At 40.0% G+C, this 13592-nt stretch carries 14 protein-coding genes; all 14 read right to left on the reverse strand.

Features of this window, described 5'->3' with window-relative positions; all coding sequences use genetic code 11:
* Window positions 1–9: 9 nt before the first annotated feature.
* Complete coding sequence (locus HCJ30_RS10220) at window positions 10–729, reverse strand: DnaD domain-containing protein (RefSeq protein ID WP_185392064.1); 720 nt, start codon at window positions 727–729, stop codon at window positions 10–12.
* Window positions 730–883: 154 nt separating this feature from the next.
* The gene (gene asnS / locus HCJ30_RS10225) at window positions 884–2176 is read right to left on the reverse strand and encodes an asparagine--tRNA ligase (protein WP_085644577.1); all 1293 of its coding nucleotides are present in this window, start codon (window positions 2174–2176) and stop codon (window positions 884–886) included.
* A gap of 13 nt (window positions 2177–2189) precedes the next feature.
* Window positions 2190–3371: a pyridoxal phosphate-dependent aminotransferase gene (locus HCJ30_RS10230; RefSeq protein ID WP_185392065.1), complete on the reverse strand. Its 1182-nt coding sequence runs from the start codon at window positions 3369–3371 to the stop codon at window positions 2190–2192.
* Between the two features lie 22 nt (window positions 3372–3393).
* Window positions 3394–3915, reverse strand: a complete 522-nt coding sequence (locus HCJ30_RS10235) for a cell wall elongation regulator TseB-like domain-containing protein (RefSeq protein WP_185392066.1) — start codon at window positions 3913–3915, stop codon at window positions 3394–3396.
* A 107-nt stretch (window positions 3916–4022) separates the two neighbouring features.
* Window positions 4023–6809: an ATP-dependent DNA helicase DinG, 3'-5' exoribonuclease type gene (gene dinG, locus HCJ30_RS10240; RefSeq protein ID WP_185392067.1), complete on the reverse strand. Its 2787-nt coding sequence runs from the start codon at window positions 6807–6809 to the stop codon at window positions 4023–4025.
* Between the two features lie 96 nt (window positions 6810–6905).
* Complete coding sequence (gene panD, locus HCJ30_RS10245; RefSeq protein WP_185392068.1) at window positions 6906–7289, reverse strand: aspartate 1-decarboxylase; 384 nt, start codon at window positions 7287–7289, stop codon at window positions 6906–6908.
* A gap of 3 nt (window positions 7290–7292) precedes the next feature.
* The gene (gene panC, locus HCJ30_RS10250; RefSeq protein WP_185392069.1) at window positions 7293–8150 is read right to left on the reverse strand and encodes a pantoate--beta-alanine ligase; all 858 of its coding nucleotides are present in this window, start codon (window positions 8148–8150) and stop codon (window positions 7293–7295) included.
* Between the two features lie 3 nt (window positions 8151–8153).
* The gene (panB, locus tag HCJ30_RS10255; RefSeq protein ID WP_185392070.1) at window positions 8154–8987 is read right to left on the reverse strand and encodes a 3-methyl-2-oxobutanoate hydroxymethyltransferase; all 834 of its coding nucleotides are present in this window, start codon (window positions 8985–8987) and stop codon (window positions 8154–8156) included.
* Between the two features lie 173 nt (window positions 8988–9160).
* Complete coding sequence (locus HCJ30_RS10260; protein ID WP_185392071.1) at window positions 9161–9628, reverse strand: thioredoxin family protein; 468 nt, start codon at window positions 9626–9628, stop codon at window positions 9161–9163.
* A gap of 147 nt (window positions 9629–9775) precedes the next feature.
* On the reverse strand, window positions 9776–10753 hold the full coding sequence (locus HCJ30_RS10265; protein WP_185392072.1) for a biotin--[acetyl-CoA-carboxylase] ligase: 978 nt from the start codon (window positions 10751–10753) through the stop codon (window positions 9776–9778).
* A complete protein-coding gene (locus tag HCJ30_RS10270) occupies window positions 10743–11924 on the reverse strand; it encodes a CCA tRNA nucleotidyltransferase (RefSeq protein WP_185392073.1) in 1182 nt (393 codons plus the stop codon). The genes HCJ30_RS10265 and HCJ30_RS10270 overlap by 11 nt, the downstream gene beginning before the upstream one ends.
* Before the next feature lie 15 nt (window positions 11925–11939).
* Complete coding sequence (gene mgsA / locus HCJ30_RS10275; protein ID WP_003723016.1) at window positions 11940–12344, reverse strand: methylglyoxal synthase; 405 nt, start codon at window positions 12342–12344, stop codon at window positions 11940–11942.
* Window positions 12345–12359: 15 nt separating this feature from the next.
* On the reverse strand, window positions 12360–13151 hold the full coding sequence (dapB, locus tag HCJ30_RS10280) for a 4-hydroxy-tetrahydrodipicolinate reductase (protein ID WP_185392074.1): 792 nt from the start codon (window positions 13149–13151) through the stop codon (window positions 12360–12362).
* Window positions 13148–13483: a nucleotide pyrophosphohydrolase gene (locus HCJ30_RS10285; protein WP_003726315.1), complete on the reverse strand. Its 336-nt coding sequence runs from the start codon at window positions 13481–13483 to the stop codon at window positions 13148–13150. Before HCJ30_RS10285 ends, dapB begins: the two co-directional genes overlap by 4 nt.
* Window positions 13484–13592 lie beyond the last annotated feature (109 nt).

Genomic DNA, 13592 nt, shown 5'->3' on the forward strand with positions numbered 1-13592 from the left:
TTGTTTACGTCACCCTTTTCTTTTTTCAAGCCAGTCGTATAATGGAATCGAACCTGCGCTTTTTTTCACTTCGCTTTGATTAATGGTTTGGCTTGTACGGCCATTTTGATGGAATTCTTCAGCTACTCGTTTGGCGTCTTCAATGGTTTTGACTCCTTGTTTCGACCAGTTCAGAAGAATTCTATCAATATAGCGGAAATTTAATTTTTGGGAAATAACCGCTTCTTTTAACGCCTCTTTAATTAAATCTGGGTTAGTTCTATCTTGCTCTACCCAAGCTGATAACATTTCCGCTTCCATTGGCGAAAGTGGTCTTCCGAACTCGGCTTCGAACAAGCTATATAAATTGGTTTGTTGCTCTACTTGTTTTTCTTGTCTACTAGCTGCTGCTTGATTTTCATATAAAGCGACTAATTTACCCCAAAGTGGCGCTAAATTATATTGCTCTGAAATCATTCGCGAATTATCTTGGCTTTGTTCGATGGCAATCATTCCTTTTTTCAGGATTGAATCCATCGTTTTAATGGTTTCTTCGAGCGAAAGTGTTGTTCTATTTGCTAACATTTCCATCGAAGGGAAAAATTCTGCTTCTGCTGCAAAAGATTGTATTTGAAGTAAAAGTACTAGTTCGATTTCGTTTAAGCCGATGGTTGCATAGTTTTTTACTAGCACTTGTGGCAATGTTACTTGCCCTTCAGCCATCCATTGTTCAAGAATTTTTGGATTCATTTTAAACACCTCACTACAAAATTATAACATGGTTTTCGAGGGAAAAATATAAAAGTACGGATAAAATCATGAAATCAACTGGAAAAGATGATTTTCAACCCAAAAAAACGACACAAAAAAAGTGAAGCCAGTGTTTGGCCTCACTTTTATTTACTTATGGGTATAGACGGTTTAGTAAACGTGGGAATGGAATAGTTTCGCGGACGTGTTCTGTTCCGGAAATCCATGCTACCGTACGTTCTAAGCCAAGTCCAAAACCGGAATGTGGTACAGAACCGTAACGAGCTAAATCAAGGTACCAGCTGTATGCTTCTTGATCTAAGTCGAAATCTTCCATTCTAGCTTGAAGTGTTTCTAAATCGTGAATACGTTCGGATCCACCAATAATTTCTCCGTATCCTTCTGGAGCAATCATATCAGCACATAAAACAACTTGATCATTTTCTGGATCTTCCGGCATATAGAATGGTTTAATTGCTTTTGGATAATGTGTAATGAAAACTGGTTTTTCGAAACTGTCGGCAATCGCTGTTTCATGCGGTGCTCCGAAGTCGTCTCCCCAAACAATATCGTCAAAGCCTAATTCGTGTAAACGTTCAATGGCTTCTGTATACGTAATACGTGGGAACGGCGCAACCATTTTTTCTAAATGACTCACATCACGTCCAAGGCGATCTAGTTCTAAGCGGCAGTTATCAAGCACTGCTTTTACTAGGAAAGCCACGTAGTTTTCTTGTACTTGTAAGCTATCTTCTAATTTGTAAAACGCCATTTCTGGTTCAATCATCCAGAATTCAATTAAGTGACGGCGTGTTTTTGATTTTTCAGCGCGGAAAGTTGGACCGAATGAGAATACTTTACCGAAAGCCATTGCTGCAGCTTCCATGTATAATTGACCACTTTGAGAAAGGAACGCATCTTCTTCAAAATATTTCGTATGGAAAAGTTCCGTTGTTCCTTCTGGTGCACTACCAGTCAAAATTGGTGGATCGATTTTTAGGAATCCTTCTTTATTGAAAAATTCATAGCTAGCGCGAATAATTTCGTTACGGATTTTCATAATCGCGTGTTGACGGTTCGAACGTAGCCATAAATGACGATGGTCCATTAAAAATTCTGTGCCGTGTTCTTTCGGTGTGATTGGATAATCATGCGATTCGCTAATTACTTCCACACCAGATACAGCCATTTCATAGCCAAATGGGGAACGTGTATCTTCGTTAATTGTCCCTGTTACATATAAGCTTGTTTCTTGTGTTAAAGCTTTAGCAGTAGCGAAAATATCATCGCCAACTTCTGCTTTTACGACAACGCCTTGCATAAATCCTGTTCCATCGCGTAATTGTAAGAAAGCAATTTTACCGCTTGAACGCTTATTCGCAAGCCATGCTCCAATTGTTACTTCTTTTCCGACAAATTCGGATGCTTGATTGATTGTAATTTTCACTTGTCTACACTCCCTATTTCATAAAACTTTTGATTCGATTTATAGCTTCTTGGAATAAGTCTGGATTTGTTGCATAAGAAAGGCGTATATAGTCGGGCATTCCGAATCCTGAGCCTGGAATGACTGCGACTTTCGCTTCTTCTAAAAGAGCTGCTACAAAAGCATCTACATCCTGAAAACCTTTTTTATGTGCCGCTTCTTTTACTTCAATAAAGAAATAAAAGGCGCCATCTGGTTTTTTTGGTTTAAATCCTGGAATACTGTTTAGTTCCGGATAAAAGCGTTCCATGCGTTCTTCAAAGGCTTTGTACATTTTTTCTGGAACTGCTTGGCTACCAACATACGCTTCAAGGGCCGCATACTGGGCATTAGCTGTTGGATTACTTGTTAAATGGTCTGCAAGCTTGCTCATTCCAGCAATGATTTCTTTGTTCGCAGCTGCGTAACCAATCCGCCATCCTGTCATCGAGTAGGCTTTTGAAACACCATTAATGACAATCGTTAAATCGTATAAACGATCACTTAGACTTGCGATAGAAACTAAATCCGCTTTGTTGCCGTAGTATAATTTTTCGTATATTTCATCGGATAAAATGTAAATCTGATGTTTTTCAGCAACTTCGCCAATCGCGATTAATTCTTCTTTTGTATAGCACATGCCAGAAGGATTATTCGGTGAGTTTAAAACGATAGCTTTTGTTTTTTCGGTAATCGCTTGTTCAAAATTTGCTGCTGAAATTTTGAAGTCGGCGTCAAAACCAGTTTCTACAAAGACAGGAATTCCGCCTGCTAATTTGACTTGTTCGGGATAAGTTACCCAGTACGGAACTGGAATAATGACTTCATCGCCTGGATCTAAAATCGTTTGGAACGCTGAGTAGAGTACATGTTTAGCTCCTGTACCTACGAAAATTTGGTTCGTTTCGTAGTGTAAGAACTGATCTTTTTGGAGCTTATCCACAATTGCTTGTTTTAGCTCGATGATTCCACTGGAAGGTGTGTATTTAGTGAACCCTTTATTCATGGACTCGATTGCTGCATCGATGATATTTTGCGGGGTATTAAAATCTGGTTCCCCAGCGCCTAATCCGATAACATCAATTCCTTCTTGTTTCATTTGTTTTGCTTTAGCCGTAATCGCGAGTGTTGGCGACGGGGCTACTCCTTTGACACGTTTTGATAACGGTAAGTCCATGTTATTCCCTCCTCCAAATTAGTTACAAGTTTTCAATTTCTCTGTACCATTCACCTGTTTCAAAGTTAATGTCAAAGTAGTTTAGCTTGTCATTCTTATCTAAGTAGGCAACTTCCCAAATTGGTGTTTCTTTTTCCATGCCTAAATTCACATGCAAAATTTTCTTTGGGTTCTTTTCTTTTGTTACTTTGTCGCGTGCTTGTTTTTCTGTGATGCCATCAGATGCGAACTTAACATATACTTTGTCGGATTTCTTCTTTGGAACCCAGACGATGATATTCTTATTCTCACTGTTCTTGCCAGTTAATACGTAATACACTTCTTTTGGACCATTGTATAGATAAAATTGATCTGTTGTCTTTAAGTCGACTTGGCCACTTATTCGCTCTAACGCTTCTGTTTCTGCATTAGTTACAGGTTTTTCTGCCTCTCTAAAGTACAGAAATGCCAGCACGATAAGCACAATCATTATGCCGAGAATAATCGCTATCCATTTGCCAATCTTACGCTTAGGTTTTCTATTTCGCAAAGTAATCTCGCTCATTTCTATTTATAAATTACCGAAATTCGTCCGGCGATATGCATTTTCATTTTCGCATAGATACATTATAGCAATAGCCGCCTAAGATTTGAAGTCATATTAGGAAAAATTTAACCTTCCTTAAAGAATTCGCTCACTTCTTCTAATAAATCAGCTTGATTTCCTTTTAAAATTGGGGCACTTGGGATAGATTCCAAAAAGGCTTTCCCGAATTTCGTCGTGTCTACCCGGTTATCAAAAACAAAGACGATTCCGCGGTCAGATTCTCGCCTAATCAATCGACCAAAACCTTGTTTAAATCGTAGTACTGCCTCTGGTAAAGAGTAGGTTTGGAAGGCATTTTCACCACGTTCTTTTCGAAGTGAAATTTGCGCTTTCGTATAAGGATCATCCATCGGTGCGAACGGCAAGCGCACAATCACGAGGCAGGATAAGTCTTCACCCGGAATATCAATCCCTTCCCAAAAACTCGTCGTTCCAAGTAAAATCGCTTTATCGAACATTTGAAATTGCTTCGTTAGTCGTGCCGCACTTCCCGCTGAAACACCTTGCGCAAGAACGACATATTCTTCTAACGATTTCTCATTTTTCATATGATAATACGTTTTTTGCAACATATCGGAAGCGGTGAAAAGTACGAGCATCCGCCCCTTTGTTTTGACCGCTATATGACGAATATATTTAGCCAATTCCGCCGTGTAGCGCTCGATTGGCGTATCTTTAATCGGTGGCATATCATCCGGAATCATCACGCGCGCATTTTCTTTGTAATCAAATGGCGAAGGAATGCGTTTTTCTACGATTTGTTCTTCTTCCAAACCGAGACTCTTCCGTAAATAATCGAATTTTCCTTTGACAGTTAACGTTGCCGAGGTCATAATCACGCTTTCTTTTTTCGCGAAAAATTCTTTGCCAAGCGTTGGCTCCACTTCCATGAGTACTGCTTTCAGGCGGATACTTGATATCGAATGGTTTTTGTCAGCTTGTAAATAAATTGTCAAAATAGGTGATTTTTTATGCAACATTTGCTCCAACTGCTTCACCATATTTTTCCAATCTAGTAAAAAAGCATACATTTCTTCTAAAAAGGCGCTTTCTGCTTCACCTAGCTCGTTTTCTTCCCGTTTGCCTTGCGCTAATAATGTTTCCATATTTTTTTCAGATTCTTGCAGTAAGTACAACACTTTTTCGGCAGCGTAGTATACTTTGTCATTCCAAGCATCTTTTTCACTGTTTTCTACTAAGACTACTTCTTGCAAGTTTTTACGTGCAACATTCAACTGCATTTTTAGGAGCGCAAAGAATTCTTCCACAGCCTCGCCTAGCTTCATCGCTGCAATATCTAAATCATACAAACTATCCGCTTCTGGAAAAGCCATTGCTAATCGTGTTAAAAGAGAATATTTTTCTAATGAACCTAACTGATTCAAAAAGTATTTTAATTTGCGGTATGAAAGAATAAAACTGCCTTGCGTGCGGGCACTATCTGCAAAATGATGGGCTTCATCGATTACGGCAAATGCATATTTAGGCAATGTTTCCCTTCCAGAAAAATGGTCGTTAAGTAGTAAAGCATGATTGACGATGACTAAATCAGCATTTTTCGCTTGTTTAATATTGAATTTATAGAAATCGTGTGCGAGCCACGGGTCATGTTTTTCCGATAAAAACCAGCCCGTGTGCTTCATTCGATTCCAAAATAGCTCCCCGCCACTGGATAAATTCACTTCATCAATATCGCCAGTCGTTGTTTCCGTCAGCCAAACAAGTAGTTTTAGCTTCGTAACAACCACATCGTACTGCGTATCCCCTTCTTGCAACAACTGCTCAAATTTAAACAAGTTCAAATAATGGTCGCGCCCTTTAAGTAAACTCGCTTTTACTTTGAAGCCTGTTAATTTCGTTAAAAGTGGCACGTCTTTTTCATATAATTGGGCTTGTAATAAGTTCGTATATGTACTAATGACGACCGGTAATTCAGCTTGTTTTGCTTGGTAAATCGCTGGTAGAAAGTACCCTAACGACTTCCCAATCCCCGTTCCAGCTTCAATCAGCGCATGCTTGCCTGACTTCATCGCTTGGAAAACAAGGTTCATCATTTCAAATTGTCCACTTCTAGCATAAAGCGGCGCCCCTGCTTTTTGGAATAAAGCCATCTTAGCCTCATCTGTTTCCGGAAATTCAAGTAAATCAGCTCTGCTATATGTCGGCTTTTGGACTTCTTTTTTACGAATGACTAACCCGCGATGCTCCACAAAAGTTGGATCAAGTGGCTGATTAGCTCGTTCTTTTCTCATTTCGATTTCAAATAATAATTCCGGTAAGTAACTTTTTAGACTGCCAGAAATAGTCGTCATTTGCCGAATAACTGGTAATGGTAAATTTTCTAGTTTCGCTAATAATAAAAGTAGCAAATCGGCCGTTACTTCCGCATCACTATCCGCGCGGTGTGGTTTGTCATGCCCCAAATTAAATTCGTCCGATAAATCTTGTAATTTATAACTATCAATACCCGGATACATTATTCTAGCTAATTCCACGGTATCAAGTTTTTTCATTTTGCCAAGCGATATTCCCGCGCGCGTCATTTCTCTTTCTAAAAAGGTCCAATCAAAAGAAACATTATGCGCTACAAAAATAGTATCTTCGAGTAAATTTGCGATAATCGGTGCTACATCTTCAAAAAGTGGTGCATTTTTCACGTCTTTTGGAGAAATCCCCGTTAATTCTTGAATAAAAGCAGGAATCGGTTTTTCTGGATTTAAAAAGGTAGAGTATGTTTCCAGCCGTTTCCCGGACTCGACAAAACAAGCAGCGAACTGGATTATCCGGTCCTCGCGTGAAGCTTGATTTCCTGTTGTTTCTAAATCGACGACAATATAGCGTTTCTGTTTCATCTGCTCCACCTCTTTCTTTCACTGCTTTTATTCAAAAATAACGTTACAAACAAACGAGTAGCTTGAGCAGAAATCCACTCAAGCTCCCCGAACTGATTATAAAGTCGTATGCGCTTTTTCTTCTGGAAGTACCATTTCAATATGATTTTTTTCATCTAATACGACGATTTTTGGTTCATGTGCTTTTGCTTCTTCCGCAGTAAACATGCCGTAGCTCATGATAATAACTACGTCGCCTACTTGAACGTGTCTAGCTGCTGCACCGTTTAGGCAAATAACACCACTACCCGGCTCACCTGGAATAATATATGTTTCAATTCTTGCCCCATTATTATTATTTACAATTTGGACTTTTTCGTTTGGAAGCATATCCACCGCTTCTAAAATAGCAGAATCAATCGTAATACTTCCTACATAATTCAGATTGGCTTCTGTTACAGTCGCTCGGTGAATTTTGCCATTCATCATTGTTCTAAACATTTTTTACCGCCTCTTCACATTTATTAATTCATTATCGATTAAACGAGCTTTCGAGTACTTCACTGCCGCCGCAATAATTATCCCTTTGGACCAATCTGTTACTGGTGTAAATTCGGGATAAGCATATAACGCTAAATAAGCAATTTTCTCGTGGGATGTTTGCTCGTTGATTTTGTTTGTCATTACTTGTACGATTTTTTGCTCATCTGTTTCGCCGGATTCAATAAGCGCTCGGCCCATTTGTAAAGCGGCGTGGATTGCTGGGGCTTCTTGACGTTCTGTTTCTGTTAGATACACATTGCGCGAGCTTTTGGCAAGTCCGTCCGCTTCCCTAACAGTAGCAATGATTCGTAAGTTCACTGGGAAAAAGTAATCTTCTACTAAGCCAGAAACAACGGCTACTTGCTGGGCATCTTTTTGACCAAAGTAGGCATTATCTGGATTTACTAAATGAAACAGTTTCGTTAAAACCGTTACTACGCCGTCAAAATGGCCTTCTCGGTCAGCTCCGTCGAGTACCGAAACACGCTTAACGACATGGAGTTTCGTTGCTAATTCAGTCGGATAGATTTCTTCTACAGTAGGTATAAATAAAATATCTACGCCGCCTTGTTCCGCGAGCTCCGCATCGTGCGCTTCATCTCGTGGATAGGCATCAAAATCTTCATTTGGACCAAACTGGGTTGGGTTGACGAACACGCTCATCACGACAAAATCGTTCTCTTTTCTCGCATGGCTGACAAGTGTCATATGTCCTTCATGTAAAAAGCCCATCGTTGGCACGAAACCAATTGTTTTATTTGCTTGTTTTTGTTTTAAAATTGCTTCTTTAAGTTCTTGTTTATTTCGAATGATTAACATCTGCTATTCCCTTCCATAAAGGCCTTTTAAGTCTTCTTCGGCCATCGTAAAGCTATGTTTCACTTCTGGAAATGCTTGTGCTTTTACTTCTTTGACATAGCTTGCCAGTGCTGGTTCGATTGTTTCATCAATATCTGCATAAGCCTTCACGAATTTAGCACGGCGAGTAATTCCGTAACCAATAATATCATGATAGACAAGGACTTGGCCGTCTGTTTCCACGCCTGCTCCGATACCAATTGTTGGGATAGAAAGTGCTTTTGTTACTTTCTCCGCTAGTTGACGAGGAATGGCTTCTAACACAAGTGCAATTGCTCCCGCCGCTTCAACTGCTAACGCATTATCAATTAACTCTTGCGCTTCTTGTGAGGATTTGGCACGAACTTTATAGCTTCCTGTTAAACCAACGCTTTGTGGTGTTAAACCTAGGTGAGCAACAACCGGAGCACCGGCTTCTGTTAAACGAGCAATTTTGTTCACGACTTCTCCTGCGCCTTCTAATTTGACTGCATGTGCGCCACTTTCTTGAATAATCTTACGTGCGTTTTGGATTGTTTCATCCACTGATCCGTGGTATGTCATGAATGGCATATCAGTAACAACAAATGTATTCGCGGCCCCGCGCTTCACAGCTTTTGTATGATGAATCATGTCAGCAATCGTTACTGGTACCGTTGAATCGTAGCCTAATACTACCATTCCAAGTGAATCACCGACTAAAATCATATCTGCTTCGGCTTGCTCTACGTTCTTGGCAGAAGGATAATCATAAGCGGTAATCATCGTGATTTTCTCTCCGTTTTCTTTCATAGCAAAAAAATCTACTGGTCTCTTCATTTTCTTAGCTCCTTTTCGTCCCTGTTAAATCACTTTAATCAAGGCAAAAAACATATTTTTATTAGTAGCGTTAGTATGATCCAATAAAGGTATCATCCATTCATTACTACCATATGTATAATAACATAAATAGATGCTTACTTAAAGTATGCAAATTGAAGAGAGGTCTATGCTTAGACCTCTTTACTCACTTTATTCATCCATTTGGTTAATTTTTCCGGTTCGTCTGTTGCTGCGTAGGTAGATACTACTTTTCCATCTTTTAAATAAACCATTGTTGGGACAGAATCAATATCCATCTCTTTTAAAAGGGTAATCATGTCATCGCGGCTTTTTTCGGATGCTTTATCCGTGTTGTAGTAAGCCATTTTTTGATCTGGTTGTCTTTTTTCCAGTTCTTTCTTTAGGATTGGTTGGAACGCTTGGCAGTCTTCGCATGTTGGGCGGCCAACGTAAACAAATCCAGTTGTTTTATCGGCCATTTTTTGTTTGAAATCTTTGGTGGAAATGGTATTTAAAAAGGTCGAACTTTCTTTTTCGGTTTGGTTCGCCTTCTCTTCGGTTTCTTTTTTATTATCGCCACATGCTCCGAGCGTAAGAACGACGGTAATTAGCGCTAATAGTAATAGGATTTTCTTCATCAAAACAGCTCCTTCGTGTTTATTATACTTGATTTTTTTCAAAAAAGAAAAACTCGAAAAAGTGATTTTCACACTGTGTTTTCGAGTTAAAAGATATGTTTTCAGTTACTTTACTATGGTTAAAACATGTTTTTTCAGGCGGTTTCGTTATTTTTCATTATCTAGCAAAATATCTGCAGAATAGATGGAATGAACCTCGCCTAGCGAATCTTGTAATAACAGGACGCCCTCATCAGAAATACCTTTTACTTGTCCGTGGATTTTGCCTTTGGTTGTGCTGGCGGTTAGTTTTTCGCCAAAGGGAATTGCTTTGGTTTCCCAAAGTAGTTTGATTGGCGCAAATCCTTTATCAAGGAAAAGTTCATAGTATTTCTCTAAAGCGACTAAAATTTCTTGTAATAGCGCTTTTCTGGATATACTTTCGCCTAGTTCAAGTTTCAGCGAACTCGCTTTGTCTTTGATTTCTTCGGGGAATTCTTGTTGATTTACGTTGATGCCCATGCCAATAATAACGGCATGAATGGTTTCTGCTTCGGCTTGCATTTCTGTTAATACGCCACAGATTTTGCGTTTTCCGATGTAAATATCATTGGGCCATTTGATTTTCGGTTCTAGTTTTGTGACATTTTCAATCGCTTCTGTGATAGCAAGCGAGGCGATAAAAGTGAACTGCGGTACTTTTTGAATCGGGATTTGCGGTTTTAAAATCACGCTCATCCAAATGCCTTCCCCTTTTTTAGAATTCCAAGGGCGAAGTAAGCGACCTTTTCCAGCGGTTTGCTCATCGGCTACGATAACGGTTCCTTCAGGGCTTGCTTCGATTTGTTGGTGGGCGATGATTTGTGTCGAACTCACCGACTCGTGTATTTCTAAATGCTGGCCGATAAATTTCGTCTCTAAACCGAGTAAGAGCGCATCTTTCGTGTACTGTTCTGCTGTTGCGGATAAACGGTAACCACGATTTCGGACTGCTTCGATTTCAAAGCCTTCTTTGCGGAGCGCCTCCATTTGTTTCCAAACGGCAGTACGCGAGCAACCTAGGCTATCCGCAATTTCTTGCCCGGATAAATAAGCGCCATCACTTTCCGTAAATAACGCGAGCAATTTTTCTCGATTATTCTTCATGATAGCCAAGCCACCTTTTGATTTGATTTTTTTCATTGTTTATTTCGCTGGAAAGGACAGCACACTCTAATTTATCAAGTGTTTCCTTTACCCAAGGACCAGCGCTAGCTCCGGCCCATTTTAACAAATCAGCGCCAGTAATTGCGAGGTCTTTTTTGGAGTGGATTGGCAGGGCTTCGTATGCTTGGTTAAGCGATTGTTGCTTGTCTTCTTGCCCACGCAGGACATTTAGTTCATTGACTAATGAAAAGACTGGTTGCCCAGCATGGTAGAGTTCTTCTGTTAGCCATGTTTCTTTCGTACCAAGTGCATCTTGAAAGGCTTTGTTTACAAGTTGAATAGTTTTATTGGGCAGTTTCCAAGCTTTTAAAAACGCAGTAACGTTGCTCGGTTTCACGGCAACCACTAGTCCGAGCCAAATTACCTCTTCGGTTGTCCGTTTGGCCCAGTTCCAGCTAGCAAATTCAGTGAGCGCGGCTTTTTCCCCTTGTAAGCCTGGCAAATATGTTTCCATTTCGACTTTTATAAGTAGATCTATCGCTCGTTTTACTGCGGGTCCTTTAATCATTTTGATCCATTCAACCGTGATTCGTTCGACGGAAGTGTGCTGTAATAAGGATATTTGGCTTCCTAAAGCATTTTCCGTTTCTTTATCAAGCTCAAAATCAAGCTGGCTCAAAAAGCGTACGGCACGCATCATTCGTAAAGCATCTTCATGAAAACGTTCGGAAGCTTTACCAACTGCTTTGATTTCTTTATGTTGAATTGCTAATTGTCCGGCAAATGGATCGTGTAAATCGAAATGTTCGTCCATCGCTATCGCATTCATCGTAAAGTCGCGGCGTAGTAAGTCTTCTTTTAACGAGCGAATAAACGTTACTTCACTTGGACGCCTAAAATCCTCATACGTTCCTTCTGTTCGAAAAGTGGTTACTTCATAACATTCTTTATTTTCTCTAACGGTAACCGTCCCGTGCGCAATCCCGGTATCGTAGGTTGATTGGAAAATTTCTTTTACTTCTTCTGGGAAAGCACTGGTTGCAATATCCACATCGGAAATCGTTCTATTTAGCAAGTAATCTCTGACAGATCCGCCAACAAAATACGCTTCAAATCCCGCTGTAGTTAATTTTTGCAATACAGGAAGCGCTTTTAGAAAAACGTCATTCATCTGTCATCGCTCCTTTTATTCATCATTCCGTCTTAAATCTCGCCAATCGAGGAAACCTGCTCCTAATCCGCGAATTAAAATTTCTGCTGTACCAATATTTGTTGCTAAAGGAATTTCGTATACATCGCATAATCGAATAAGCGCCGTCACATCAGGTTCATGTGGCTGGGCGGTTAATGGATCGCGTAAGAAAATAACGAGGTCCATTTTATTTTCGGAAATACGCGCGCCGATTTGTTGATCTCCACCAAGCGGGCCTGATTTAAAACGATGTACCGTTAAGCCTGTTGCTTCGATAATTCGTAAACCTGTAGTCCCGGTTGCATATAATTGATGCGGTTCAAGCAAATGTTTATATGCCGTTGCAAATCCAACCATCAAATCCTTTTTTTCATCGTGCGCGATTAATGCGATATGCATCTCATTCACCTATCCTTAGTCTAAAATATTTTCTAAGCCATAAATAAGTGTTTCTAATTCTTTTGTTTTACGAACCGAAAGTGCTACGCCAGACATAAAGGAAATTCGGTCATAGGAGTCGTGGCGAATTGTTAAGCCTTGTCCTTCTGCTCCGAAAATTACTTCTTGATGCGCCACAAGCCCTGGTAAACGGACGCTATGGATACGCATGCCTTCATATTCGGCACCTCTTGCACCTTCAATAAGCTCCACTTCTTCGGCTGCACCTTGTTTAACAAATTCGCGAGTTTCCGCCATCATTTCCGCCGTTTTTACAGCCGTACCACTTGGCGCGTCTAATTTATTATCGTGATGTAGCTCAATAATTTCAACGTTCGGAAAATATTTAGCTGCTTTTTGCGCGAATTGCATCATTAAAACCGCACCTACAGCAAAGTTTGGCGCGATTAATGCACCGATTTTTTTCGATTCCGCAATCGTTCTTAGTTCGCTAATTTGTTCTGGTGTAAAGCCTGTTGTACCAACGACCGCACGTACACCGTGTTCTAAAATTGTTTTCGTGTTACTATACCCGACTTTAGGTGTTGTAAAATCAACGACGCAATCCGGTTTTACTTCTTCTAACATCTCGCTTAAATTAGCATAAACTGGTACGTCTAACGAGCTAAACTCGACAATTTCGCGAATGTTTTTCTCTTTCGGTTCGTGGTCAAGTACTGCCACTAACTCTAAGTCCGCTTCTCTTAAAACAGTTTTAACAACCTCATGTCCCATTCTTCCTTTAAATCCAGATACTGCTACTCTCATTTTGCTTTTTCCTCCTTTTTTGTCCAACGATCTTTATCGCGTTCTTTAAACTTCGCCATGACCGTGTCGTGTGCTTTTTCCATATCGATATCAAGTGAGTTCGCCATACACGTAAGGACAAACAGGCAGTCGCCCAGTTCCTCTGCAACGGTTTTGGTTGGTTCACTTGTTTTCTTCGGTTTTTCACCATAATAATGATTGATTTCTCTGGCTAATTCTCCCGTTTCTTCGGTAATTCGGGCCATCATTGCTAGTGGGGAAAAGTAACCTTCCTCGAATCCGCCAATGAAATCATCCACTTCTTTTTGTATTTCTGCCATTGTTTTCGCCATCGGTTTTCCCCCTTTTTGTGGTAAACTAAAATTGATTTTAAGACTAATTGTTAACTTCATTTCATTATACCTAAACAAATACATCCAAGTCCATGATTTTTTACTTACA

Origin of the sequence: Listeria cossartiae subsp. cossartiae (assembly GCF_014224155.1) — a bacterium.
GTDB classification, from domain to species: Bacteria; Bacillota; Bacilli; order Lactobacillales; family Listeriaceae; genus Listeria; species Listeria cossartiae.

Bases quoted from the DNA above. Each gene is read 5' to 3' on its own strand.
- HCJ30_RS10220 (WP_185392064.1), bottom strand. From the start codon at position 729: ATGAATCCAAAAATTCTTGAACAATGGATGGCTGAAGGGCAAGTAACA.
- HCJ30_RS10230 (WP_185392065.1), bottom strand. From the start codon at position 3,371: ATGGACTTACCGTTATCAAAACGTGTCAAAGGAGTAGCCCCGTCGCCA.
- HCJ30_RS10235 (WP_185392066.1), bottom strand. From the start codon at position 3,915: ATGAGCGAGATTACTTTGCGAAATAGAAAACCTAAGCGTAAGATTGGC.
- dinG (WP_185392067.1), bottom strand. From the start codon at position 6,809: ATGAAACAGAAACGCTATATTGTCGTCGATTTAGAAACAACAGGAAAT.
- panD (WP_185392068.1), bottom strand. From the start codon at position 7,289: ATGTTTAGAACAATGATGAATGGCAAAATTCACCGAGCGACTGTAACA.
- panC (WP_185392069.1), bottom strand. From the start codon at position 8,150: ATGTTAATCATTCGAAATAAACAAGAACTTAAAGAAGCAATTTTAAAA.
- panB (WP_185392070.1), bottom strand. From the start codon at position 8,987: ATGAAGAGACCAGTAGATTTTTTTGCTATGAAAGAAAACGGAGAGAAA.
- HCJ30_RS10260 (WP_185392071.1), bottom strand. From the start codon at position 9,628: ATGAAGAAAATCCTATTACTATTAGCGCTAATTACCGTCGTTCTTACG.
- HCJ30_RS10265 (WP_185392072.1), bottom strand. From the start codon at position 10,753: ATGAAGAATAATCGAGAAAAATTGCTCGCGTTATTTACGGAAAGTGAT.
- HCJ30_RS10270 (WP_185392073.1), bottom strand. From the start codon at position 11,924: ATGAATGACGTTTTTCTAAAAGCGCTTCCTGTATTGCAAAAATTAACT.
- mgsA (WP_003723016.1), bottom strand. From the start codon at position 12,344: ATGCATATCGCATTAATCGCGCACGATGAAAAAAAGGATTTGATGGTT.
- dapB (WP_185392074.1), bottom strand. From the start codon at position 13,151: ATGAGAGTAGCAGTATCTGGATTTAAAGGAAGAATGGGACATGAGGTT.
- HCJ30_RS10285 (WP_003726315.1), bottom strand. From the start codon at position 13,483: ATGGCGAAAACAATGGCAGAAATACAAAAAGAAGTGGATGATTTCATT.